22 protein-coding genes and 6 pseudogenes are annotated in these 23426 nt (G+C 65.2%); 20 read left to right on the forward strand and 8 right to left on the reverse strand.

Going from position 1 to position 23426, the window contains the following annotated elements; all coding sequences use genetic code 11:
• Positions 1-42 precede the first annotated feature (42 nt).
• Entirely contained in the window at positions 43-1365 is a 1323-nt protein-coding gene (locus ABZ824_RS19255; RefSeq protein WP_356964496.1) for an aspartate aminotransferase family protein, read from the forward strand.
• A 248-nt stretch (positions 1366-1613) separates the two neighbouring features.
• Here ABZ824_RS19255 and ABZ824_RS19260 read toward each other — a convergent pair.
• From ABZ824_RS19260 to ABZ824_RS19270, 3 genes and pseudogenes are all read right to left on the reverse strand, one after another.
• Positions 1614-2862, reverse strand: a pseudogene (locus ABZ824_RS19260) (IS110 family transposase).
• Positions 2863-3199: 337 nt separating this feature from the next.
• Positions 3200-3390 (reverse strand): annotated as a pseudogene (locus ABZ824_RS19265) (transposase); the annotation flags it as partial.
• A 268-nt stretch (positions 3391-3658) separates the two neighbouring features.
• Complete coding sequence (locus ABZ824_RS19270; protein ID WP_356964498.1) at positions 3659-4435, reverse strand: FCD domain-containing protein; 777 nt, start codon at positions 4433-4435, stop codon at positions 3659-3661.
• An 875-nt stretch (positions 4436-5310) separates the two neighbouring features.
• Here ABZ824_RS19270 and ABZ824_RS19275 point away from each other — a divergent pair.
• From ABZ824_RS19275 to ABZ824_RS19345, 15 genes and pseudogenes are all read left to right on the forward strand, one after another.
• Positions 5311-6552 (forward strand): CoA transferase, encoded by a 1242-nt coding sequence (locus ABZ824_RS19275; protein ID WP_356964499.1) that lies wholly within the window; start codon positions 5311-5313, stop codon positions 6550-6552.
• The gene (locus tag ABZ824_RS19280; protein WP_356964501.1) at positions 6549-7349 is read left to right on the forward strand and encodes an enoyl-CoA hydratase-related protein; all 801 of its coding nucleotides are present in this window, start codon (positions 6549-6551) and stop codon (positions 7347-7349) included. Before ABZ824_RS19275 ends, ABZ824_RS19280 begins: the two co-directional genes overlap by 4 nt.
• Entirely contained in the window at positions 7346-8575 is a 1230-nt protein-coding gene (locus ABZ824_RS19285; protein WP_356964502.1) for an acyl-CoA dehydrogenase family protein, read from the forward strand. The genes ABZ824_RS19280 and ABZ824_RS19285 overlap by 4 nt, the downstream gene beginning before the upstream one ends.
• Positions 8572-9327, forward strand: a complete 756-nt coding sequence (locus ABZ824_RS19290; protein WP_356964504.1) for a 3-oxoacyl-ACP reductase family protein — start codon at positions 8572-8574, stop codon at positions 9325-9327. Before ABZ824_RS19285 ends, ABZ824_RS19290 begins: the two co-directional genes overlap by 4 nt.
• A gap of 31 nt (positions 9328-9358) precedes the next feature.
• Positions 9359-10237, forward strand: a complete 879-nt coding sequence (locus ABZ824_RS19295; RefSeq protein WP_356964505.1) for a 3-hydroxyacyl-CoA dehydrogenase family protein — start codon at positions 9359-9361, stop codon at positions 10235-10237.
• A 13-nt stretch (positions 10238-10250) separates the two neighbouring features.
• On the forward strand, positions 10251-11111 hold the full coding sequence (locus ABZ824_RS19300) for a 3-hydroxyacyl-CoA dehydrogenase family protein (RefSeq protein ID WP_356964507.1): 861 nt from the start codon (positions 10251-10253) through the stop codon (positions 11109-11111).
• Positions 11111-11893, forward strand: a complete 783-nt coding sequence (locus tag ABZ824_RS19305) for an enoyl-CoA hydratase-related protein (protein ID WP_356964509.1) — start codon at positions 11111-11113, stop codon at positions 11891-11893. The genes ABZ824_RS19300 and ABZ824_RS19305 overlap by 1 nt, the downstream gene beginning before the upstream one ends.
• Positions 11890-12927, forward strand: coding sequence for an acyl-CoA dehydrogenase family protein (locus ABZ824_RS19310; protein WP_356964511.1), 1038 nt, complete (start codon positions 11890-11892; stop codon positions 12925-12927). The genes ABZ824_RS19305 and ABZ824_RS19310 overlap by 4 nt, the downstream gene beginning before the upstream one ends.
• Before the next feature lie 188 nt (positions 12928-13115).
• The gene (locus ABZ824_RS19315; protein ID WP_356964513.1) at positions 13116-13430 is read left to right on the forward strand and encodes a hypothetical protein; all 315 of its coding nucleotides are present in this window, start codon (positions 13116-13118) and stop codon (positions 13428-13430) included.
• A gap of 2 nt (positions 13431-13432) precedes the next feature.
• A complete protein-coding gene (locus tag ABZ824_RS19320) occupies positions 13433-13729 on the forward strand; it encodes a hypothetical protein (protein ID WP_356964514.1) in 297 nt (98 codons plus the stop codon).
• Between the two features lie 1097 nt (positions 13730-14826).
• Positions 14827-15033, forward strand: a complete 207-nt coding sequence (locus ABZ824_RS19325; protein ID WP_356964516.1) for a hypothetical protein — start codon at positions 14827-14829, stop codon at positions 15031-15033.
• Positions 15034-15288: 255 nt separating this feature from the next.
• Complete coding sequence (locus ABZ824_RS19330; RefSeq protein ID WP_356964517.1) at positions 15289-15696, forward strand: helix-turn-helix domain-containing protein; 408 nt, start codon at positions 15289-15291, stop codon at positions 15694-15696.
• 141 nt (positions 15697-15837) lie between these two features.
• Positions 15838-16164, forward strand: a complete 327-nt coding sequence (locus ABZ824_RS19335) for a hypothetical protein (protein WP_356964519.1) — start codon at positions 15838-15840, stop codon at positions 16162-16164.
• A gap of 240 nt (positions 16165-16404) precedes the next feature.
• Positions 16405-16793, forward strand: a pseudogene (locus ABZ824_RS19340) (IS21 family transposase); the annotation flags it as partial.
• 32 nt (positions 16794-16825) lie between these two features.
• A complete protein-coding gene (locus ABZ824_RS19345) occupies positions 16826-16984 on the forward strand; it encodes a hypothetical protein (protein ID WP_356964520.1) in 159 nt (52 codons plus the stop codon).
• A 55-nt stretch (positions 16985-17039) separates the two neighbouring features.
• Here ABZ824_RS19345 and ABZ824_RS19350 read toward each other — a convergent pair whose 3' ends face one another.
• Positions 17040-18071, reverse strand: coding sequence for an AraC family transcriptional regulator (locus ABZ824_RS19350; RefSeq protein ID WP_356964521.1), 1032 nt, complete (start codon positions 18069-18071; stop codon positions 17040-17042).
• A gap of 130 nt (positions 18072-18201) precedes the next feature.
• Between ABZ824_RS19350 and ABZ824_RS19355 the strand changes: the two genes are divergently transcribed.
• Positions 18202-18894 (forward strand): NAD(P)H oxidoreductase, encoded by a 693-nt coding sequence (locus ABZ824_RS19355; RefSeq protein ID WP_356964522.1) that lies wholly within the window; start codon positions 18202-18204, stop codon positions 18892-18894.
• Positions 18895-19116: 222 nt separating this feature from the next.
• Here the strand turns inward: ABZ824_RS19355 and ABZ824_RS19360 are convergent.
• Positions 19117-19869 (reverse strand): annotated as a pseudogene (locus ABZ824_RS19360) (IS701 family transposase); the annotation flags it as partial.
• 250 nt (positions 19870-20119) lie between these two features.
• On the opposite strand from ABZ824_RS19360, the gene ABZ824_RS19365 reads away from it, so the two are divergent.
• The 3 genes and pseudogenes from ABZ824_RS19365 to ABZ824_RS19375 all read left to right on the forward strand — a co-directional run.
• On the forward strand, positions 20120-20257 hold the full coding sequence (locus ABZ824_RS19365) for a hypothetical protein (RefSeq protein ID WP_356964523.1): 138 nt from the start codon (positions 20120-20122) through the stop codon (positions 20255-20257).
• Between the two features lie 63 nt (positions 20258-20320).
• Positions 20321-20758 (forward strand): annotated as a pseudogene (locus ABZ824_RS19370) (IS110 family transposase); the annotation flags it as partial.
• A gap of 1149 nt (positions 20759-21907) precedes the next feature.
• Positions 21908-22132: pseudogene (locus ABZ824_RS19375) on the forward strand (recombinase family protein); the annotation flags it as partial.
• Positions 22133-22259: 127 nt separating this feature from the next.
• Here ABZ824_RS19375 and ABZ824_RS19380 read toward each other — a convergent pair.
• The 3 genes from ABZ824_RS19380 to ABZ824_RS19390 form a co-directional block, all read right to left on the reverse strand.
• Positions 22260-22808, reverse strand: coding sequence for a DUF6245 family protein (locus ABZ824_RS19380; RefSeq protein WP_356964524.1), 549 nt, complete (start codon positions 22806-22808; stop codon positions 22260-22262).
• 37 nt (positions 22809-22845) lie between these two features.
• Positions 22846-23133: a DUF6245 family protein gene (locus ABZ824_RS19385; RefSeq protein WP_356964526.1), complete on the reverse strand. Its 288-nt coding sequence runs from the start codon at positions 23131-23133 to the stop codon at positions 22846-22848.
• Between the two features lie 68 nt (positions 23134-23201).
• Entirely contained in the window at positions 23202-23342 is a 141-nt protein-coding gene (locus tag ABZ824_RS19390; RefSeq protein ID WP_356964527.1) for a hypothetical protein, read from the reverse strand.
• Positions 23343-23426 lie beyond the last annotated feature (84 nt).

Here is a 23426-nt window from a genome sequence, read left to right on the forward strand (position 1 = left end):
GATCAGCCTCCATCCGTCTGCAATTCGAAGGAGCGAGTTTCCATGTCGATCCAACCCGGAGGGGCTCTGACCAACACAGAGGTCGCCAAAGCCGACCTCTCAACTGTCCTGCACACCTGGTCGGCGCAGGGCACTCTGGACCCCCTCGCGCTTGCGGACGGCAACGGATCCACCCTGTGGGATTTCGACGGCCGCGAGTATCTCGACTTCTCGAGCCAGTTGGTGAACGCCAACCTCGGCTACCGGCACCCCAAGGTGGTCGCCGCTATTCAAACTCAGGCCGCACGGCTGGCGATGGTAGCCCCCAGTCACGCCAATGAGGTACGGGCGGAAGCGGCACGGCTCATTCGCGAGCGTGCACCAGAAGGATTCGAGAAGGTGTTCTTCACGAATGGTGGCGCCGATGCGAATGAGAACGCCATCAGGATGGCCCGTTTGTTCACGGGCCGTGACAAGATCATTTCGCATTACCGCTCATATCACGGCAACACCGGCGCCGCCATCGCCGCGACGGGAGATTGGCGGCGGATCAAGAATGAATACTCCCACGGTCACGTCCATGTTTTCGGGCCGTACCTGTATCGATCGCCGTTCTGGGCCACTACTCCGGAGGAGGAGTCGCAGCGAGCGTTGGAACACATCGAACGCGTGATCGAGATGGAAGAGCCGAGCACGATCGCGGCCGTGATCATCGAGACCGTTCCCGGCTCAGCGGGCGTCCTCACACCGCCACCAGGCTACTTGTCGGGCCTGCGCGAACTACTCGACCGCCACGGCATCCTGCTGATCCTGGATGAGGTCATGGCCGGCTTCGGTCGAACGGGGCAATGGTTCGCACTCGACGCGTTCGACGTCCGTCCCGACCTCATCACCTTTGCCAAGGGCGTGAACTCGGGTTACGTGCCACTCGGAGGCATCATCATCCCGAGTGCCATCGCGCACCACTTCGACGATCGTGTCTTTCCCGGCGGACTCACCTACTCGGGGCATCCCCTGGCAGCAGCATCGGCGGTTGCGGCGATCACCGCAATGACAGAAGAGCGGGTGGTCGAGAACGCGGCCAGCGTGGGCGACCGCACTATCGGACCAGGTCTCCGAGAGCTCGCGTCGAGTACAGACATCGTCGGCGAGGTGCGCGGATCGGGTGTGATGTGGGCGATCGAGCTGGTCTGCGATCAGCAGACGCGAGTACCGTTGCCAGCAGCCCAGATAGGGCGAATCAAGGCGCAACTGCTGGCCGAAGGTCTCCTCCCCCTCATCATCGAGAATCGCATCCACGTCACACCACCCGCGGTGATCACGCACGCCGAGGCACAGCGCGGGATCGCGATCATCGGGGACGTTCTGGCCGAGGCAAGCAGGTGACCCGCGCCCGGCGCGCTATGGCGCGCACCGAGCCGAGGCCGACGCGTTTCTGCCCCGACGTCGAAAGTCGCTAACGCAGACCACCCGAAACGGTTCTGGATATGCCGCGTCAACACGGCGGGGCGATGCCGGGGTAGGAGGCGAAGTGGCCGGCCGAGGCGAATACCGTGGCGTCACCGACTTCGGGCAAGATGGGTGCCGGTCCTGGCGCCGATGCCGGGCATCGAGACCTCCGATCTCGCTAAGCGTCAAGCGGCAGCGGGCCGTAAGTGATTGGCGGGCTCGGCGAATGCTTTGATCGGGTCGTAGGTATGGCTGGTGTGCAGGCAGTGATAGAGCTGGCCGAGCATGCGGTTGAACAGGTGGCGCAGAGCGGCGGGGTGCCGGTCGCCGCGGGCTCGACGTCGGTCGTAGTGGTCTTTGGCGGGTCCTGGCCGCGGAATGGCGGCGAATGCCCAGAGGAACCTGACCGCGTTGAGCCGGTCGTTTTTCACCAGTCGGCGGGTGATGGCGATACTGCGTCCAGATGCGCGGGTCACGGGCGCTGAGCCTGCGTATGCCTTGAGAGCGCGGGCGTCGGCGAAACGGGTGCGATCGTCGCCGATTTCGGCCAGGAGTCGAGCGCCGCTGAGGTCGCCCATGCCTGGAAAGCTGGTGATCACGCGGTGGTCGGGGTGTTGTTGGAACGTCTCCATGGCGGCCTGGCCGAGCTGGTCGGCGTTGTCGCATTCGGCGTTGAGGGTCGCCAGTAGGGCAAGCGCTTGACGGCCTAATGCGTCCTCGATGCGCGGGAGCTGCCGCAGTTGCGGAACCCGCAGTACCCGATGGAGCTCGGCCGCCAACGGACCGATGCTGCGTTGGCGGCCGGAGCGCCGAAGGGGGGCTGCGATACCCGCTGTTGTGAGTTTGGCACCGGCTGTCGGAGTCGGGGCGAGCACGAGCAGTTGGCGAGCTTCGAGACTGGCGAGGTTGGTTACGCCAGCGCGACGGAAGGCGGCGAGAAACCCTGGGAAATACTCGCGTAGCAGTAACCGCAGTTCCTGAAGTGTCCTGGTGCGACGCCAAACCGCGTCCTGGGCGGCACGAGCCAAGACTGAAATTGCCCGAGCGAGCTCGCTGTCGGCAGGCCGTGTCCGGGTGGGCATGCGCGTCGGTCCGCAGGATGTTCGCCAGAACCATCGCGTCGGCATGGTCGGACTTCTTGCGGGAGACGGTATGGCGTTCCCGGTAGCGAGCGACGGCCAAAGGGTTGATCGCATAGATCACGCGTCCGGTCTCTCGCAGCGCGGCGACCACAAGCCCCCGTGAAGTTTCGATAGCAATCGGGATCGGATCCTCTCGGCTGTCGCCTGCGTCGGCGAGCAACGACATCAACTGAGCGAAACCGTCGGCGGACTCGTCGATGCGCCGCTTAGCCACCAACTTGCTCTCGGCGTCGACCAGCGCGACATCGTGATGCCGCTCGGCCCAGTCGATGCCGCAGAATACCTTTGCCAAATCACTGCCTTTCTTGCCCTGTCTGTGCTGGTTCGAGCCCTGGCGCGAACGTGCGGCGCCCTAATAACGAGGCTCTGTGGCCTTCCCTCCGATTGAGCCGTTCACGATCCCAGCGATCCGCACGGTCCGGTCTTGACGCCAGAGCTCGAGGCTCTCGGACTGCCCCCGGTTCGGTTGACTCCCGATCTGTGATGACTTCGGTCTTCGCAGTGGAAGGATCGTCATCATGCCCAAGCCGTTTCCCGAGGAGTTCCGTCGCGATGTAGTCGCGGTCGCCCGCAAGGGCGAAGCGCCGTTGACTCAGATCGCCAAGGATTTCGGCATCTCGCAGAGTTGCCGTGTTGGGTTGATCGACCACGATCAGCAACCGGCCGTGAGCGGCGAGCTTGTCGAACACCGCCCGCAACCGCGACTCGTCATTGGGCAATGCCTTTCGAACAACCGTTTCCCGTTCGGGTCGAGCCCGACCGCGTGGTGTTCGCCTTTTCCCACGTCAACGCCGCAGAACACGGCATAGGGGTGTGTCACCTTGCTCGGTCCTCATCGCATCGAAACGCTCGGTCGGACGGCCGCCGATCTGGCGTCAACTCCCGGCACCCACGTTACGAAGAGACCTACCATCGGCCCTGTCCTCATCAGCGGTCCGTCGACGCCACCAGCACCCGGCGACACCACCCCCCGGATCATTCGAAAGACAGGGGCAAGAAGCCATACCGGGTCTGGCGACCGTGGGCCCGATCTCGGTACCCACCAAAAGGCCACGGGGCGGTGCCTCGTCTCGCTGATCGAACTCGACTTACATCAATTCTGGCGGTTTGCGCTCGGATTGACCGCTACTGCCCCGCTCGTCGGCGATGTGTGAGCGCAAGTAGGTCAGATGCTCGACCATAGCGTCTTGTGCGGCATCGGCATCCTGTGCGGCGATTGCAGCCACGATGGCACCGTGCTGACGGACTGTCTCCCGGCCGACCTCTGGCGAAAGGTTCAGGTAGTGCACCGGTTCGGTCTCGTGATGCAGCGCTGAGACGAAGGATGCGAGCACTCGGTTCCCCGATGCCTGCGCGATCAGCGAATGGAACCTTTCGTCGAGCTTCGGCACCTCAGGGTCTTCCACAGAGGCGGCCTTCTGCTGTCGCACGATGTCGCGCAGCTGTTCGAGCTGCTCCTCGCCGCGCTTCGCCGCGGCCAGTCGTGCGGCCGGCACTTCCAGACACTGCCGCACCTCGGCAACTTCCCTGAAGTCGATGCTGCCGAGTTCGAGTAGGTTGTGCACCGATTCTATGACCACCGACCCAAGCGAATGATGATCGACCGCCTGGACGAAATTCCCGCCGCGAGCGCCCGGAACCTTGTAGACGAGCCCCTGGGTGGTCAGTGATCGCAACGCCTCGCGCAACGTTGTTCTGCTGACGTTGAACTGCCTGGCCAGTTCCGCCTCTGGGGGAAGCATCTCGCCGCTCTTCAGCTCTGCGGACAGGATCATCAGTCGAATATGTTCCTCTACCTGCTCTCTAGGGCGAAGTACTCGCTGGCCGATGGTCCTTGCCGGTGCGGAAGTTCGCGGATCAGCCACGTGACACCTCAATCTTCGATGACATCTACCCAGGATACCGGCCATTGTCGAACATTGACACATCGCCATCACCTCCTGGCCGCTCGGGTCGAGCGAAGACCATTCGGCTCGAATCCCTGGCGGCTTGGCCCGCCTCTTCAGGATCACACCCCGGAGCAACGCGGTTGCCGAGGGTTGACATGTCGCATCACTCAAGGTCGCCTTAAAAGTCGGACCTTGACCCAAGGTGTCTAATAACCTACCGTTAGGCGTATCGAATTGACCCGAGAAGCTCTAGCTAGGAGAGCGGCGGTATGGCCACTCAGGATCCATCTCGAAGCACGCCGGTTCCGAAGGCGCTCTTCACAGGTATCATCGGCACGTTCGTCGAGCTCTTCGCCGTGTTCGTCTTCCGAACCACGTTCGCGTCGGCCTTCAGCAAGCCGCTCTCTGCGTCCGCGGACCTCGGAGCGGACACTCTCGCCCCCTTCGCGGCTTTGCGATCGTATCCACGAGGCGGTGTCTCGGAGGTTTCGTCTTCGGCGGGCTCGGAGGCAAGTCCATGCCTGCTCCAGACCTCGTGATGGCGGACGTGGGAAAGGGGCCTATGGGCTTTCGCTGAAGTGCACGCAGATCGGAACTTGGGCGCCGATATTGGGTGGCCATGCGAATGGAGCATGGCCTCGTAGTCGCGCGGAATAGTTCGCCCGGCGTTGTCGAATCGGACGTCGCCGCCCTGCATCGCCCGTTGAAGCTTGCGTACTACGTCGCGATTTACTGAGCTTGCAAGCCGTTGCAGGACGCTATCGCGAAGGTTGCCGTGTAGATCGAGCCCGACTCGGCCGTCGCTGTTGGCACTCGCTGATACCCCCCATTGAATAGAGGTGAATTCGTCGATGAACAGTCGAGACGAGCCGATGTACGGTGCCGGACCATTGTCCGGACTTAAAGTGGTCGATATGACGACGTCCTACGCCGGTCCCACCGCATCTATGTATCTTGCGGACATGGGTGCCGACGTCATCAAAGTCGAACGCCCACACAGAGGCGACGACGCGCGATCCTGGGGACCGCCTTTCGTCGGATCCGCGTCGGCGTGGTTCGCCTCGGCGAACCGCAACAAACGCTCGGTGGTGATCGACCTGCGGGTTCCGGAGGGGTTGGACACGCTGCGCGCACTCATCGCCGATGCCGACGTATTCATGGAAAACCTGAATCCTGCCAAACTCGCGTCCTTGGAGATCGACCACCAGCGACTGCGCGCCGATTTTCCGCGCATCATCTATTGCGCCATGTCCGGGTTCGGATTGGACGGACCGGATCATACGTTGCCGGGCTACGACTTGGCAGCCCAGGCGCGGTCCGGCCTGATGTCGGTAACCGGGGCGGAAGGGGGCTCTCCACAACGCGTTTCTACCGCACTCTCCGATGTGATCACCGGGATGTGCGCCGCACTGGCGATCAGCGCCGCAGTGGCACGGCAGCGGACGGAGGGTGTCGGCGACCTCATCGACGTCTCCCTGCTCGACTCGATGCTGGCGGTGATGGCGCCGCGCATCGCCGCTTATCTGGCGGGAGAGCAGGAACCGGCGCCGAGTGGGGGAACGGATTCGGTACTCGCGCTGTACCAATCCTTCCGTACGGCTGACCGTGATCTGGTGATTGCGATCGGAAATGACGCGATGTGGCGACGGTTCTGCGCGGTAGTCGAGTTACCCGAGTTCCTGGATCGCGATAACCTCGACAACAATGCGGGTAGACGTGCCAATCGTCAGGAAATAGTCGCTGCGGTAGGTAAAAAGTTGCTTCTGCGACCCTCTGCAGAATGGCGAAAGCTTTTCGGGGAGGCAGGAATTCCGTGTTCGTTGGTGCAGAGCTTGTCCGAGGTAGTCGCCGATTCGCAGGTCGAGGCACGTGGTTCCCTGATTCCCGTACACGACCACGACGGTCGCCGCCGTGTGGTGCGGAGCCCATTCCGGTTCGCGTCGACGCCAGTGATGCGTAATACGCCGTATCCCGATCTCGGCGAGCACACAACTGAGGTTTTGCTCGAACACGGTTTCAGCCCTACTGAAATTGCCCGGCTGATCGAGTGTGGAGCCGTTCAAAACCGCGATGCGGAAGGTGATGCGTCGTGACCGCGAGTTGCGCGGACGACTCCGTCGTGGTCGAGCGCGACGGTTCCGTCGCGACGGTTCGGATAGATCGGCCCAAGGTTCACAACGCGCTGTCGCTTTCGATTCTGCGCAGGATCGGCGCCGAGATCTCCGCGCTGGCCGAATCGGGTTCGGTGCGCGCCATCGTGCTCACCGGCACCGGGGAGCGGGTATTCAGCGCCGGTGCGGACCTCGACGAGATCGCCCGGCTCGATGCCGATCAGGCCGTCGAGGTCATGCGCGCGGGTCAGGCGATCGTCCGCGGCATCGAGCGCTGTCCGATTCCGGTGATCGCCGCGGTCAACGGTCTGGCGATCGGCGGCGGATTCGAGCTGGTATTGGCTTGCTCTTTCGCGGTCGCTTCGACCACTGCGGCGTTCTCGCTACCTGAAGCCGGCCTCGGGTTGATCCCCGGCTACGGTGGTACGCAAAGGCTCGCTTGTGTGGTCGGCCCCGGTGTGGCCAGGCATGCGATGCTCACCGGGCACCGGATCACTGCCGACCGCGCATATCAGCTCGGCATCATCGTGGCGGCGCCGGTCGCGCCCCCCGAGCTGATGCCGCTGGCATGGGAGGCTGCCGAAAAGATAGCCGCGCGTGGACCGCTGGCGTGCCGGGCCGTCATCGACGCTGTCGACCACGGTGTGAACAGTTCGCTCGATGCCGGACTCGCATTCGAGACGTCACTCGCGGCGCTTGCGATCGGCAGTGCGGAATCAAGTGAAGGCATAGCGGCGTTCAAGCAGAAGCGGCCGCCGGAATTCGGAGTATCGGTATGAACTACGCAGTTGCTGCACTCAACATCGATCACGATCCGGCCGCGTACTCGGCTTTGTACGAGGCACTCGACGAACCCGCCGCCGACGCGCTGCTCGATGAGCGGGAACGCGCGGTGCGCTCCGCGGTTCGGGCTGTCGTTGCCCACGATGTGGCACCGCGCGCCGCCGCGGCGGACCGGGACCACCTGTTCGTGCACGACAGCTATCGCGCATTGGCCGAAGCCGGCTTGGCCGGGCTGATCTTCCCACAGCGATTGTCCGGCACCGGGGACACCAATGTGGCGTACGCGGCGGCGGTGGAGGAGATCGCCACCGGCTGCGCCGCGACCAGTCTGGTCTACATGACCCAGATGCACGCCGCGTACCCGATCATGACGGCCGGATCCGCGGAATTGACCGAGCGGTACGTGCCGAGGCTGGTGAACGGGTCACTGTACGGCTCGCTCGCCATCACGGAGCCGAACGCGGGTAGCGATGTCGCCGGTCTACGTACGGTCGCTTCGCCGCAGCCGAGCGGATATCTGCTCAACGGCAGCAAGACCTTCATCACCACCGGGGACCGGGCTGACGTGATCGTCTGTTTCGCCACGGTCGATCGCAGAATGGGCCGCCACGGCATCACGGCGTTCGTGCTCGACGCCGCGTGGCGGGGACTGTCCACCGGCAAGCCGTTCGCGAAGCTAGGCATGCACGGGTCGAGCACCGCGGAGTTGTTCTTCGACGACGTAACGGTGCCTGCGAACCATCTACTCGGCGAGGTCGGCGATGGATGGCGGATCGTGATGGATTCGGTGATCAAATCGCGGATCAGTGCCGCGGCGCAGGGCGTCGGAATCGCGCGTGCGGCATATGCGCGCACGCTGGTCGCCGTCAACAGGTTGCACGCCGACCGGCTACCCGACGAGGTGACTTCCGCGCTCGCGACACTGCGTGGACAGATCCTGCAGAGTCGTCTGCTGCTGTACGCCGTCGCGCGCCGCGTGGACAGCGAAGGTGCGCCCGCCACCGGTGAGATCTCGATCATGAAGCAGACGTGCACCGACCTCGGTTTTCGTGTTGCGCGTGACGCGATGCGAATCCTCGGCCCCTACGGCGATCTCGCCGAACTCGGCGTGGAGCGCTACCTGCGGGACGCCAAGGTCACCCAGATATACGACGGAACGAACGAGGTGCAGCGGATGCTGATCGGCCGCGACACCGCGCAGAGAACAGGAAGGCTTAGATGACGGCGCCACTCGACGGGAAGGTCGCCATTGTCACCGGCGCGGGCCGCGGATTGGGTCGGGCGATGGCCGACGCGCTGGCCGACGCGGGCGCACGGGTTTGTGTGGCTGCCAGGACCAAGAGCGAACTCGACGCCTTCGTCGCTCAACAAGCCGATCTCGGGCGCGAGGCCCTCGCCTGCCCGACCGATGTCACCGCCGTCGACGCGGTGGACAACCTGATCGACGCCACTGTGGCGAAGTGGGGCCGGTTGGACGTGCTCGTCAACAACTCGGGCATCGTCGCGACCACGCCGCTGCTCGAGCAGGAGCCGGACGAATGGGATCGGGTCATCGCGACGAATATGCGCGGGGTCTATCTCGCCACCCGGGCGGCGGGACGGTACATGGTGCCGGCGCGCGCGGGGAAGATCGTGAACATCACCTCCAACTTCGCGATCAAGGGCGTGCCCGGTCACGCGGCGTATTCGGCGTCCAAAGCCGGTGTCATCGCCTTCACCCGCGCGATGGCTGTCGAATGGGCGCCTTTCGGCATCAAGGTGAACGCATTGGCGCCGGGCTATTTCGCGACACCGTTGAACGCCGAACTGCGCGCCGATCACGCACTGTACGAGCGAGTGGTCAGGAACATCCCCGTCCGCCGGATGGGCGTGCCCGAGGAGATCAAACCGTGGCTGCTCATGCTCGCCGGTGACACCGCCGACTTCGTGACCGGCGAAACGATCGTCATCGACGGCGGCCAATCCGCCCGCTGAGCAGAACGAACTTGGAACAGGAGCCATCGAAATGACAGGACAGGACCGTGTTGTCGCGGTGATGGGAGCGGGGACCATGGGGTCCGGAATCGCGACCGTCGCGGTGCGCGCCGGATACCGGACCATCGTGCACGACCTCGACGAAGACAACTTGAAGCGCGGAATCGACACGGTGTTCGGCTTCCTAGACAAGAGCGTCGCCCTTGGCAAACTGACCGAACAGCAAAGGCGCGATGCGGTCGCATTGGTCGAGGGAACGACCGACCTCGACGCCGTGGCGCCCGCCGACGTGGTGATCGAAGCGATCTTCGAAGACCTCGACGCCAAACGGCAGTTGCTCGGTGCGCTCGACGCCATCGTCGGCGAAAGGACCCTCCTGCACACCAACACTTCGACGCTGTCGGTGACGGCGATCGCGGCTGGGGCGAAGCGGCCGGAGCGGGTCGTTGGCACGCACTATTGCAACCCGGCGGCGTTGATGAAGTTGGTCGAGGTGGCCGACGGTCGGCATACTGCGGAATGGGCGCATCAGGCGACCTTGGAATTCCTCGGTTCTTTGGGCAAGACCACTGTGGTCACCAAGGATCGGCCGGGATTCATAGTGAACCGGTTCCTCATCCCGTGGGAGAACAGCTGCATCGAAGCGCTCGAGTCCGGCCTCGGCACAAAGGAGTCGATCGACTCGGCGGTGACCGGCGCGCTCGGGCATCCCATGGGGCCGTTCACCCTTCTCGACATCGTCGGGCTCGATATCCACCAGCAGGTGGCGACGCGCCTCTACGAGCAGTTGCGCGACCCGCGCTTTTTCCCGCCCGCCATGGTCGGCCGGATGGTCGCCGCAGGCGATCTCGGACGCAAAACCGGGCGCGGTTTCTATACCTATGACGACAACCGGCTTTTCGGCCTCTGAGCAAGGAATGCACATGTCTGACATCCATAAAGTGGCGGTACTCGGTTTCGGCACCATGGGTTCCGGAATCGCGCAGGTGATCGCCGCGTCCGGTCGTGACGTCACGGTGCTGGAAGCGTCCGAAGAGCGCATCGAGGCGGGCCTCGCCGCGCTCACAAAATTCCTCGACGTGGGAGTGAGCCGGGGGAAGACCACCATCGTCGATCGCGATCTCATACTCGGGCGAATTCGGCCGACGACCGATGTCGCGGACGTGGCCGAGAGTGCGCTAGTGATCGAGGCGGTGAGCGAGCGCATCGAACTGAAGCGCGATCTGTTGCTCGCGGTCGCCGACGTCGTCGCGCAGGACGCGCTGATCGCGACCAACACTTCCGCGATTTCGGTCACGGCACTGGCTCGTTCGGTGCGCAACCCCGGCCGATTCGCGGGGCTGCACTTCTTCAATCCGGCGCCGTTGATGAAGGTCGTCGAGGTCGTGCGCGCGCTGCAGACCGACCCCGCGGTGGTCGATCGGCTGGTGGCATTCGTCGAGGCCATCGGTAAGGACCCGGTGGTCGTCAAGGACCGCCCGGGCTTCCTGGTGAACCACCTCCTCATGCCCTATCTCAACGACGTGATCGCCGAATACGACAACGACTTGGCCAGTGCCGAGGACATCGACACCGCGATGCGGCTCGGACTCGGTTACAAGATGGGGCCGCTCGAGTTGCTCGATCTGATCGGGCTCGACGTGCACCATCACGCGACGAGCAGCGCGTATGAGGCGAGCCTCGACCCGAGATTCGCGCCGCCACCACTGCTGAGTCAGATGGTCGCCGCCGGATATCACGGCAACAAGAGCGGCAAGGGATTTCGCGCCGGAAAGCAGCAGTAATGATGGCAAAATACACCGATATCGTCGTCGAACAGGACGGCCCGATCGTCATTCTCCAGATCAACCGCCCAGAGGCCGGGAACAAACTACGGCACCAGACCTGCCTCGAACTGTTCGACGCACTGCAACGGTTCCGGCTCGATCCAGCGCTGCGGGCGGCCGTGCTCTCCGGGACCGGCGAGAAGTTCTTCTGCATTGGCGGCGAGCACGATGAAGTCACCTCCCTCGATCAGTCGCAGGTGCTTCCGATCATCGACGTGTATCAGGCGATCGACACCATCCCGAAGCCGATCGTCGCGGCGGTCAATGGGTTCGCGGTCGGCGGCGGCAATGTGCTGCACACCGTCTGCGACCTGTCCATCGCCGCGGACAACGCGGTGTTCCGTCAGGTCGGGCCGATGGTCGGCAGCTTCGACGCCGGATACGGCACCTGGTATCTCGAGGACACGATCGGCCGCAAACGCGCCAAGGAGATGTGGTACCTGAATCGCAAGTACACCGCTGCCCAGGCACTCGGATTCGGTCTCGTCAACGAGGTCGTCGCGGCCGACGACCTGCGGCGGAGAGCGGCCGAACTCGCGCACGAACTGGCCGCCCGCAGCCCGATGGCGCTGGCGGGTTTGAAGACCGCGTTCTCCGGTCGGCACAACGGCGTATCGGGGCAGGCCAGGATGGCGCACGACCAGTTGCTGAGCCTGTACCTGACGACAAAGGAAGCGCACGAGGTGTCCGCGTCGTTCAGCGAGCGCAGGGGCCCTGATCCGGACAGGTTCTGGAGATGATCCGGCACACTCCCGCATTGACCGCCGAGCAGGCCGATATCGCAAACCTGATCGGCGTGGTCGTGGCTCGAACCACCGAGCATGTCGGTGACGAATATCCTGACGAGGTCGCGCAGATTCGGCGGCGTCTGGCCGAACTCGGCGTGTGGACGATCGGAGTGGCCGAGGACGCCGCGGACAGTGTCGCTGACGAATTCGCTGCCGTTGCCTTCAGCGCGTTGGGTCGAAACTGGCCCGCACTCGGCTGGGCGACGGTGCAAGCGCACGCGGCAGTCGAATCCCTCGGCCGGCATCCGCTCGCCGAGTCCGTGCGAAGCGGGGCGGCCGCGGTCGCGGTCGTCGACGAGCGATCGACCGCGGTGCGGCTGACCGTCACGGACGGCCGGGTTCACGGCCGGATCGATCGGATCGATCCGGCCGGAACGTTTCCGCACATTGTCGTACTCGGGCGCGGTCACGTCCGCGTGATTCCGCCGGAGGCGCTGACATTCCACCCACTGGCGCGTACCGGACTCGATGGTGCGTGTACCGCGTCGGCGGAGATATCCGCCCCGGTACCCGAGAGCACCGCGACGATCATCGGAGTCGATACGGAGGCCGCGCGCATCCGTTTGATGCTCGGCGCCGCCGCGGTGGCACTCGGTACGGCACAAGCCGCTGCCGAGGCCGCACTGAGTTACGCGGCGCAACGCGAGCAGTTCGGCAGTCCGCTCATCAGACTGGCGAACGTCCGCGACGCCCTGTTCTCTTCCAGCGCAGCGGTCGCGACCGGATTGCGCGAAGTGCTGCGTGCGCGGGACTGCTCGGTATGGCAGGCGACGGCCGTGGTCGACGCGGTGTGCGAGCAGGCCATCGACACCTGTGCGCTCGCCGTTCAAGCTCACGGCGGCTACGGATATCTCACTGAGTATCAAGTGGAGCGCATGCTGCGCGACGTTGTTTCGCTACGCGCGGCGTGCGATGTGTCCGCGGCCCGTCGTGTTGCCGCTGGTGAACTCGTCGGGGTGGACACGAAGTCGGAGGAGTCATCATGACGAGGTCGTTGTCGGAACTGCTGTACGGTACATGCCGCTCTCCGACGCCGAGGCCGGCGAGTCCCGAGCAGCGAGATGGTGGCAGGGACGAACTATTCGCGCACAGCTCTCGGATCCCGGCGGGCGTTTCCCGAGCAGATTGCCTTGGCCGGATACCGAGGCACTGATCCGGCTACTAACGTCGCCGATTGAGATTTTCGAGCAGATGTTATGTCCGCGAACCGGTCACCTTCCGCTGCGATCCGCGCGACATCACCGAGATCCGCCTCTTCGACAAGAACCAGTTCCTGCGCAAGGTCGTCAGCCCCGACCACACCGGAGACACCATCGGGCTCGAGGACATCCAGGCCGCCCGCCGCGCCTACCGGCACCGGCTGCGCGAGCAGATTAACGAACGTATCCCCGTGGTGACCGACTACCTCCCCACACAGGCACCCACACACGCGCCGCCGGAACCAGACCCTCCGCCCCGGCCGCGGCTGCGCGCCCACCAGGAAGACTGACCATGCCACCGCCACGGAACTGGCCGTTCATCGCCACCAAAGCGCACCGCCGGTTCGTCGAATTCGCAGACACCGCCCGCCGCGACCGCACCATCGGAATCTGCTACGGCGCAGCAGGAATCGGGAAAACCCTGTCCGCCTCCCGCTACGACCACTGGGACAAAGCCGGGCACCTGCTACGCACCTGGGGTCCCCGCGGAGACTCCGACAAGGACGTCTACGCCGCGCTGGCCCGCTCGCGCACGGTGTTCTACACTCCCACCGCGCCGCGACCCTGCGCGAACTGCGGGACGATCTGAAACTGCTCTACAACCGGGTCAACATCTGCATCGACCAGCACGTCAACGCCGGTATCCGAGAGTACCGCACGGTCGTCATCGACGAATCCGAACGCCTGACCGCCACCGCCATCGAGCACCTACGCGACCAGTACGACCGTGGCGACCACGGCCCGCTGTTCATCGGAGTGCCCGGCATCGGGAAAACGTTCTCCCGCTAGTCACAGCTCTACAGCCGCGTCGGCTTCCCCCACCACTACCGACCGCTCACAACCGAGGAACTCACCTTCATCCTGACCCGGCACTGGCACGACCACGACCCTGACCCTGACCCTGACGACTTCACCGACGCCCAAGCCGTCGCCGCCGTCGCCCGCATCACCCGCGGCTACTTCCCCCCTGCAACGACTGTTCCTCCAAATCCACCGCATCATGCCACACCACCATCACCGCCGACGTCGTCGAAACCGCCCGCAGCACCCTCGTCATCGGCACCACCTGACCGCTCTCACCGGACCGCCACTCGACGGCGACCGCCACTTTCCACCGCGAGTCACAACCGCTGACCCGAACGCAATAGGTAGGTAGGCGCCTTGCATAGATAGGTATGTGCCGGTGTGAATGACCGATGTGGGACGGTACCTATTCAGTAAGGATGGTTGTCGTGCAGCGAGCACAACAGTGGTGACAACAGCGTCACCCCAACCGCCCTCGACAACGGCGTCGGGTAGGCCGACAAGGGAGTCGGCCGCGCAGGCGGAACCCGGCAAATGCCACCAACCAGGAAACCCATTCTGATGTCCCCTAGACCATTCAGCAGGTTCGGCTCAGTCGCCGCACTCGACGGCCGCAACATCCAAACCACCTCACCAGCACTACGGGGTGCCGGGGAAGAATCACGCCGCAAGACGCAATCGGGGCGTGAGGACAACGAATGTTCCAATCGGCCGTCTTACCTGGGTTTTCTCTCGCCTCGCCACGGCTCTCGCCTCGCCACGGGTGACGCCATCCTTGACGGCACCCCCCTTTCCCGGTCGAGGCCTTGGCGAGCACATTTCATCCGGCTGCGCGGAGACGGGTGTCTCCGGTGGCCAGCCAATGCGGAACTGGCTCCTACGATGACTGCACTGCTACCGCTTGCCTGCGGGTACCTGCGTGAGGACCTGATCAACGATCGCGACCGCGCTGCGGGCGAGGACGTGCTACGGGCTGCCGCCTGGTCGCGCTGGAACAGCAAGTCGCGGAACCGACGTTGCGGATGCGCAGCGTCGAGCAAGACGCCATTGCCGCGCGGATACTCGCCGGTGGCGTGGATCGAGACGTGACCGAGATCAGCGCGCAGATCAGCGAGTTCCGCAAGGCCACGGGAGAGAACTTCGCCGCGACACGTCAGGATCCGAGCTGGCACCCAGATCGCGACCCTGTCGACGACACTGGCCAGCAGGGACAGCAACCAGTGACGCCCCGAAACGCCGAAGCTCACATCCGGACTGCACAGCCGAGGTGGCGAAGAACCGACCGTTTCTCAACAACGACGCTGAGCTGGCCGTCCGGTCGCGTCATACTGACGGAATGTCGCCGTGACCGGGATCGACGCGGGAGCCACGGCCTCGGCCGCGATCGGCGCACCCCACGCGGCGCGGATGCGCGTGCGCTGGGACGACCGGTGCCGCCGCGTCCTCTCCGCGACGCGGGAGTTCACTGCCGCCAACACCGGCCGCGCCCGCCAGGCCGCCTCCACCCAGGCCGCCTCCACCCGCCAGGTCGCGCTCATGCGGGCAGCGCTGGCCGTGCTCGACGACCGGGTTCCTTACCACCTCGCGGCCAGCGCCCGGCTGCGGCTGCAACACCCGCACACCGGGATGGGTGCGCTCGGGAAGCTGGCCATCACGCCGCTGTCGAAGGACACCGTCGCCGGACGGCTGCGGAGGCGGATCGCCCTGGCCGACCGCCACACCACGCGACTCCACACGACCGAAACACCCTGATGATCAGAGCAATAGCTACTGGCGAGCGAAGACTCACCGCCGGGAGGTTGCTCCAGCCGTGGTCGACATCCCTCGATGTGGACAGGAGGTGGGGCGGTGACGTCGTGGCGTGATGCGGCCGGTGGTCATGGTTTCGGTCGGATGATCGAGTTGAGTGTGGAGGCGGTAGTGAACAAGGTCGGGCAGCGGGCGGGGTGTGCACCGTTGAGCTGGGAGTTGTTCGTCACCGAGGACACGGGTGCGCTCGCGGTCAGCGGCACCACCGCGGGCCGGGACTACAGCGAAGCCCAGGTCCCGGCGATCGTGCAGGCTTGGGCGCAGCTGCTGGGGTTGTCTCGGGTCGTGCCGCCATCCACGGGCGGGACCATCGAGTACCAGGGAGTCACCGATGCGATCGAGGTCGAGGTGTGGGGTGTCATCGACCAACAGTTCTTCGACCTGATCGCCGGACTCGACTTTCCCAAATGAACAGCAGTCGCTCAGCAGTGAGAGGCCGCGTCAAATTGTCAGCGCAGCATCTGCGGATAAAGCGTCGCAAGTCAGCAGCAGGCCGCGCTGGCTGTGACAGCCTGATCCGGCCCCGGTGTGACGGTCTGCGTTGGCTCCACTTGTGACGCATCGGGTGGGTTGTGACGGTTTGATCTGGCCCCCCACCTCAGGCTCGATTCCGACCTTGTCGGAGTTCAGAGCTGGTGGAAGGGGTCTGGGATGGGGTGTCGGGTGGAGTTGTTTGCTGCCATTCGGCGTAATGCGTTTGTCGAGGGACTTTCTATTCGCGAGCTGGCCCGCCGCCAAGGTGTGCATCGGCGGACGGTGCGTCAAGCATTGGCGGGAGCGGCGCCACCGCCCCGGAAGGTGCCTGTGCGGCGGGCCCCGAAGCTGGATGCGTTCAACCCGCGATCGATGCGATGCTCATCGCCGATACCACCGCATCGCGCAAGCAGCGCCATACTGCCCGGCGGGTTCTGGTCCGGCTGATCGACGAGCAAGCCGCGAGCGAGTTGTCCTACTCGACGGTGCGTAACTATGTGCGGATCCGGCGCACGCAGATCGATCTGGAAACCGGTCGACGCATCGACACGTTCGTTCCGCAGCAGCGACTAGTAGTGCTCTGTTAGGTGTGGTGGGGATGTGTTCTGCTGCAGTGGTGTTGGGTGAGGAGATCGATGTGGTCCGTCCGGTGATCGAGAAGTTCGTCGCGGAGATGTTCGCCGGGTTCGCGCGCCGGGATCAACGGGCCGAGGGTCAACTCTACTTGCGTGGATTGCTCGCCGATTGGCAAGCGTAAGTCGATGCAACCGATGGCAGATCGTCTCGGTGTGGATCATCAGCAGTGGCAACCATCACCACCGGGCCCACTTCATGAATACCTGATCGCGAGTGACTTCACCTTCAACGCACCGGTCACTTGCCTGCTTCAGTACAGGCCCCGTGCCGGTTCCCGCTCCGAGATCGGCGGTGGCGCGGAAATCGCTGGGACGGATACCCCGGCGTCGCTTGAACGCTGCACTGAATCCGAACGCGTCCGCATAACCGACGGCCTTCGCCACCTGCGCCACGGTGAGACTCCGGTCAGCCAGCAGTTCCTCCGCCTCATCCATCCGGCATTCGGTGAGGTACGCCAGGGGCGACTGGCCCATCACCTCGGAGAACCGCCGCGCGAACAGCGCCCGCGATACCCCCGCCTCAGCGGCCAGCGACGCGACCGTCCAATTGCCGGCCGGCTTTCCGTGCATGGCCTCCAAAGCCGGCCCGACCACCGGATCGGCCGGCCCGCGATACCAACCCGGCGCGTCTGCTTCCAGCCCCTCGAACCAGTTGCGCAGCGTGCACACCAGCGCCCAATCGAGCAGCCGATCCATCATCGCCTGCGCTCCGGCCGGACGCCGGGCCGCGTCCTCGGCGATCGACTCCATCCACGCACACACCTCCACATCATCGGTCACGACCAGGATGGGTGGTACCGCACGCAGCAGCCGTTCATGGCGCCGACCGGAAGCCCGATAGGCGCCGACGATCAGAGCGGTCTCACCGTCGGGGTCGTTGCCCCGGCGACCGCCGTCCAGCGCGGGATCGCATTTCGCGTCGGGCGCGAAGCAGGCGACCTCGTATTCCTCGTGCGGCAGGCCGATAGTATCCGCGCTGTCGACAACGACGAACTTTCCCGGACCGCGCACGATCGCGGTGTCCCCCAACGTGATCCGACGCCCGAGACCGCCCGGCAGCAGCAGTGTGCCACCACCGCGCAGCACCGTGATCATGGTCAGCGGCGCCTCGTCGGCAAACCGGATGCTCCACGGTGCTTCCAGGACCGCGCTGGTGAGCACAGCTCCCTCGGCACGGATACCGGCCAGCAGTTTGCTCAATGGATCCACCCACTCCACGGTAGACGAACTCCTATCGAATGTAGATCTCTACCCATAGATCCTCCATCGCATGGGGTGTGGAATGAATCCAGACCGCACAACCGATCGTCCGGAACTCCGGACCCACAGGGAGGCCACCTTGCCGCACAACCCGACCGTGGACACCGCGATCACCCGCACCGCGCTGGTCGTCGTCGCCCATCCCCGGCCCGATTCGCTGACCGCCCATATCGCCGAACTGGCCATCCGGCGGCTCACCACGGACGGCTACCGGATCGACCTGCTGGACCTGCACGCCGAGAACTTCGATCCCCGGATGACCGCCGCCGACCTTCCGGAATGGGGCAACCGGGAGAAGGCCTACTCCCCCGAGGTCGAGAGCCATATGCGGCGCATCCTCGCCGCCGACGTGATCGTCGCAGTGTTCCCGGTGTACTGGATGCAGGTCCCGGCGATTCTGAAGGGCTGGATCGATCGGGTGTGGAACTACGGATTCGCCTACGGACGCAGCAAATCCCGGCTCGCGGGCAAGCGGATACTGTGGCTGGGACTGGCGGGCGTGGCAGACGACGACGCGCTCGTCGGACCCATGCAGGATGCGCTCAGCGCGCAACTCGACGACGGCATCGCCTACTACTGCGGACTCGCGCGGTCATCGGTGGGATTGTTGCCCGGCGCGGAGGAAAAGCGGCAGCGCCTGGATGCCGCGGGCAATCTGCTGCTCGACGAAGCCCTCACCGGCGCGGTCCGCGAAGCCCACTACGCGGGCTTGGAAGACCGCGCGCTGAGATCCGTCGAAGATTTCCTCGCCGCCGACCAGGTTCCGGCCTGACCACGATCGACAACCAATGGTTTCCACTTCGAGACACGCCTAGTACAGGACAGCAACGGCACTCAGGTGAGTGGGTGTCCTCGTTGTCAGTGGTGGGATATGCGGGCTTGGTGTTGTCGGCGGCGTCGCCAGGTCGCCCAGGCCCAGACGTGGCGGCGGGTCGGATTCGGGTGAGGAGGAGGTTGATGGTCAAATGGCGGATCTCCGGTAGCGTAAGAGCGATCATACCCTCGTCGCTGGTGATGTTTCCCCTTTTGCTGCAAGGACATTCGTCGCAGCGAGCCAGGGCAGGGCGAGCACGGACAGGGTCGTGTGGGCATACCAGGCCCGCCAGCTGCGGACCTGGTAGTGGTCCAGGCCCGCTTCGTTATTGGCCTGCTGGAAACATTCCTCGATCCGCCACCGCGACCCCGCGATCCACGCCAGGTCCGCGATCGTGGACCGGCGCGGCCCATAGCAGACGTAGTAGGCGATCTCGGCGGGGCCGCAAATGCTGCGCCGAGCCAGCAGCCAGTGCCCGCGCCCGGGTCGCCAGCCGATGCGGATCGGCCTTTGGCCCAGTCGCAGTCGCGCGGTCCGTGCGCGCCGGCACCAGCGGAGATCCGCTGCCAGGCTCGGGCCGGGAGCGCGGCGACGAGCTCGTCGGCGCGGGCCTGGCCGAAACCGGTGGTGATCAGGGTGTCGTTGCGGCGGCTGGCCTGCACGTGGGCGATGTCGTGTTGTTCGAGCCATACCCGCAGGTATTTGACCTGACCGTAGGCTTCGTCCGCAGTGAACCACCCGAACGGCACCTTCGCTGCCAGCACCCGTTCCAGCATGGCCATCACCAGCCGCGGCTTGGTCGCGAACTCCACCTCGTCAGGAATGCCGGCGCCGCGGCAGCGGTCGCGGTCACCGGTCCAGGACTCCGGCAGATACCACTCCCGATCCACCAGGGCATGTCCGCGGGGAGGCATAGGCGAGGAACACCCCGATCTACTAATAGGTGAACGGTGCATCGGCGGTCACGGACACCTGATCAAAACAGGGCCGCGGGTAGGCCTATCCATAGGCTTGGTGCCGGAGACGTCGTGCACCGTTCACCGACGCTGCCTGGTGACTCCTGCCCCGATCTTGGGCGAAAGCCCTCATGTCAGACTGTGAGCGCCGAGGCCGGCTCACCGGTCTGGACGGGCGGTGCGGTGTGTCGTCCCGTCCGAGCCGGTGTGGAGCGGTGGGATTGCTCGTGGTTCGAGCCCGCCGGCGCGGCTTGACGCCTCATCTGTTCGAGAGCCAAGTAGCTCTGGTCAAGACCGGCGCCGTGCGGGTGCGCTGGGATCGCGAACAGCTCATCGCAGGCAAGCCCACGGAGGCTCGTAAGTAGGTCGCTGCGCGTTCTCGCCCGGGTGTCGGACCAGCGAAACACTCGATCTGATGGAGGTGCGGATTGAACTGTTCATGCGGAATCGACTGGGCCGAAGGGCATCACGATGTCGCGATCGTCGACAGCGGTGGAAAGCTGGTGGCCAAGCAGCGCATCAGCGACGACCCGGCGGGATTCACGGCGTTGACCTCGATGCTCGCCGACGCCGGTGACAGCCCCGACGATCCGATTCCGATCGCCATCGAGACCCCGCGCGGGTTGCTGGTGGCTGCGTTGCGCGCGACCGGGCGTCCGGTGTTTGCGATCAATCCAATGGCCGTGGCCCGCTATCGGGAACGCCACTCGGTGGCGCGCGCGAAGTCCGACCACGCCGATGCGATGACGCTGGCGAACATCCTGCGCGTCGATGCCCACCTGCACCGGAAGCTGCCCGCCGACAGCGGATTAGCCCAAGCGATCGCGGTTTTGGCGCGCGCGCAGCAGGATGCGGTCTGGCGCCGCAGCAATCGGAGAGCTGCTCGACACCGCGATCAGCATCGCCGCGGACTTCGAGCGGCATCGAGGGTCGGGCCGGTCGACATCGGCGCCGCCGATGACCTTCTGCGCGCCTGCGGATACCAGCGACTCAACGACTGGACCACCCGCACCGGCCGATCCGGCGCCACCATCCACCCCGCCGACGCCCGGATCCGAATCGAGGACATCCGGTAACCACCACGCGAACACACAAGTAGAGCCCGACAGCACGAACACAAACGAGTAGGCCCCTGGGAGACCCAACCTCCCAGGGGCCTACTCGTACCCCACGAAACCACGACCCGACCACCGATTCCAGGCAGGGTGGCTCTCGGTTTCGTGTTCGAAACCGGAAACTTCGCAGGTCAGAGGACATCGGATCGCGGCCCGTCGGGCGAGAACCGTGGACGCGACTTCGGCCCCGGTGCAGGATCCGGGGCCGAAGCGGTAGTGAGGCGAACTTCCTCGACGGGATATCGAGGCCCCCGTCGACGTTACCGCTGGTCACCGGGGGTGACGGGCAACTCCGTCCCGGGTGTCGTGACCAGTGATAGCTACTTGACATATCGGGATGGGGTGGCAGTGTCTCGGGTGAGGCCGGGGTCTGAAGCGAGTTCGGGCACTGGTCGAAACGCCGCGGGCTCGGTCGTTCTCCACGGGCCGGGCCCTGCGGTGTCGTGTGCGCAGGGTCCCGTGACACGTGCGTGACACGCGTGAACCGCGGTAGCGGATATCCAGGCGGGCGCGGCCGTAGTGTCGGCGGCTGTCACGGAGGCAATCCATTCCCTGCGGTCATCGTGACAGCGCTCGGAGAGGCCCAGACGCTCCGGGGTCCCTTTCACTCACTCCTTTGCGGGGGTGGGGTCCCCGGGTGTCTCCCTCCGGGCGTCTCCCGACGTGATCCACGTTCTGCACGCGGCGATGGGCAGGCCCGCCCCGAAACCTCACCCACCGAGGGCGGGCCGTCACGGATTCGTCCCTGAACAGACCTCCAGCCGACGAGGCTCGAGCGCAGGGGCTATCCGCGCGAATCCAGACCCTCTGCGACAGGTCATTCCGGGGGTGAGGAAGATCGGTACAGCGGTTAGCGGTAGCGATGATCTTGTCCGTTAGCCGATTCGGTACGATCGGCCGGTGGGAGAACTGATCGGCTACGCCCGATGCTCGACCGTCCTGCAAGACCTCACCGCCCAACGCGAAATCCTCACCTCGCTCGGCGTTCCCGCCGAGCGGATCTATCTGGACAAGGGACTGACCGGTACCAACCGTGCCCGCCCCGGACTCGACCAGGCCCTCGCCGCCGTACGCGCCGGCGACACCCTCGTCGTACCCAAGCTCGACCGGCTCGCGCGGTCCGTGGGTGCGGGCGCCGGTGTGAGGGTGCCGCCGACCAGCATGACCAGGAGCGCGGCGAGAACAGCGGCGAGGCGGCGATGGAGGGGGGCCCGTCGGGAAGAGACGGGAGGGGTCATCGTGTCCATGGCGCTCACTCCGCGAGGATGCCCGCGACCATGACCGGCCAGAAGTAGCTCTTCTCGGCGACCGCGGCCGGATCACGCTCGGCGAGCACGGCCAGGAACCGGTCGGTCGCCTCGATCCGTGGCTCCGAATCCTCGGTCGGGTGGGCGGTCAGGAACTCCCATACGCCGCGCAGGTAGAGCCCAAGCGAGAAGACGAAGAGTGGCAGGCTGGAGTTGACGAACTGGATCGGCTCGTCCGGGACGTGGCTGATGACGTCGATCCGACCGCTGGTCAGATCCACCCCGAACAGGTCCTTGTCCAGATCGGCAGCGACCGCCAGGTAGTGCTCGGCCTGCATCGAGACATCGGTGAAGCTGATGCCCTGCGCCCTCTTGGTCGGTAGCCCGACCGTGGTGAGGAACTCCCGTACCGCCACAGGCACCTGAGATTGGCTGGTGGCGATCACTCCCAGCAGTGTGTGCAGGGCCGTGACGGCGTGCGTGGCAGCCAGCGGGATCGGGCCGACTTCCCGGTTCTGCGCCATCAGCCGCAACGGCGTCCCCGCACGCAGCACCTGCCAGCGAATGAACTCGATTCGTTTGGCGGGATCTTCATCCAGCCCACCCGGCGGCGGTGAGCTGCTGCTCCCAAGCGGTGTGGCGGGCGTCGATATCGAGATCGACCGCATCAGCCAACGCCACCTCGGTCTGCACCACACCCAGCAACGCATTGACCATCCGCACCCGGTAGGCATCCGCCCCACCCAGGCGAGCCGCCTGGGCGGCATGTTCGGCCGAGGTATTGCGCCCCTGATACATCCCCAAAGCCGCCATCGCCGCAGCGATCTGCTCGACCGTGACGGGCCGCTCCCGGCCCTGATGCTGTTCGTGTTCACTCACCCGGGAAGGCTATCGCCGCCGCGTGCCTGCACGTCGGCGAAAGCCAACGGGCGGCGGCACGGGTGGGGTCAGAAGATGATCAGCAGCGCGAAGAACACGAAGAAGCCGAGCAGGCCGTAGAACAGCCACCGTCGGTGGAGCGCCGCCTTGTCCGGGTCGGGCAGGATGCCCGCGCGTTCGAGCTGGTGCAGATGACGCAGGGTCGTCATCTCCTCGGGTGTGGACGACCGCGGCGGCTCCGACCGGCGGAACGGGCAGAACGGCAAGTCGTGCCACCCAATCGCACAGTGCGG

This window comes from Nocardia sp. NPDC047038, from assembly GCF_040644075.1.
GTDB lineage: Bacteria > Actinomycetota > Actinomycetes > Mycobacteriales > Mycobacteriaceae > Nocardia > Nocardia sichangensis.

What these genes read in the sequence shown, in the direction of transcription:
- ABZ824_RS19285 (WP_356964502.1), top strand. Translation starts at nt 7,346, where the DNA reads ATGAACTACGCAGTTGCTGCACTCAACATCGATCACGATCCGGCCGCG.
- ABZ824_RS19305 (WP_356964509.1), top strand. Translation starts at nt 11,111, where the DNA reads ATGATGGCAAAATACACCGATATCGTCGTCGAACAGGACGGCCCGATC.
- ABZ824_RS19295 (WP_356964505.1), top strand. Translation starts at nt 9,359, where the DNA reads ATGACAGGACAGGACCGTGTTGTCGCGGTGATGGGAGCGGGGACCATG.
- ABZ824_RS19310 (WP_356964511.1), top strand. Translation starts at nt 11,890, where the DNA reads ATGATCCGGCACACTCCCGCATTGACCGCCGAGCAGGCCGATATCGCA.
- ABZ824_RS19300 (WP_356964507.1), top strand. Translation starts at nt 10,251, where the DNA reads ATGTCTGACATCCATAAAGTGGCGGTACTCGGTTTCGGCACCATGGGT.
- ABZ824_RS19325 (WP_356964516.1), top strand. Translation starts at nt 14,827, where the DNA reads ATGACTGCACTGCTACCGCTTGCCTGCGGGTACCTGCGTGAGGACCTG.
- ABZ824_RS19255 (WP_356964496.1), top strand. Translation starts at nt 43, where the DNA reads ATGTCGATCCAACCCGGAGGGGCTCTGACCAACACAGAGGTCGCCAAA.
- ABZ824_RS19335 (WP_356964519.1), top strand. Translation starts at nt 15,838, where the DNA reads ATGATCGAGTTGAGTGTGGAGGCGGTAGTGAACAAGGTCGGGCAGCGG.
- ABZ824_RS19290 (WP_356964504.1), top strand. Translation starts at nt 8,572, where the DNA reads ATGACGGCGCCACTCGACGGGAAGGTCGCCATTGTCACCGGCGCGGGC.
- ABZ824_RS19320 (WP_356964514.1), top strand. Translation starts at nt 13,433, where the DNA reads ATGCCACCGCCACGGAACTGGCCGTTCATCGCCACCAAAGCGCACCGC.
- ABZ824_RS19390 (WP_356964527.1), bottom strand. Translation starts at nt 23,342, where the DNA reads ATGACGACCCTGCGTCATCTGCACCAGCTCGAACGCGCGGGCATCCTG.
- ABZ824_RS19275 (WP_356964499.1), top strand. Translation starts at nt 5,311, where the DNA reads ATGAACAGTCGAGACGAGCCGATGTACGGTGCCGGACCATTGTCCGGA.
- ABZ824_RS19345 (WP_356964520.1), top strand. Translation starts at nt 16,826, where the DNA reads ATGTGTTCTGCTGCAGTGGTGTTGGGTGAGGAGATCGATGTGGTCCGT.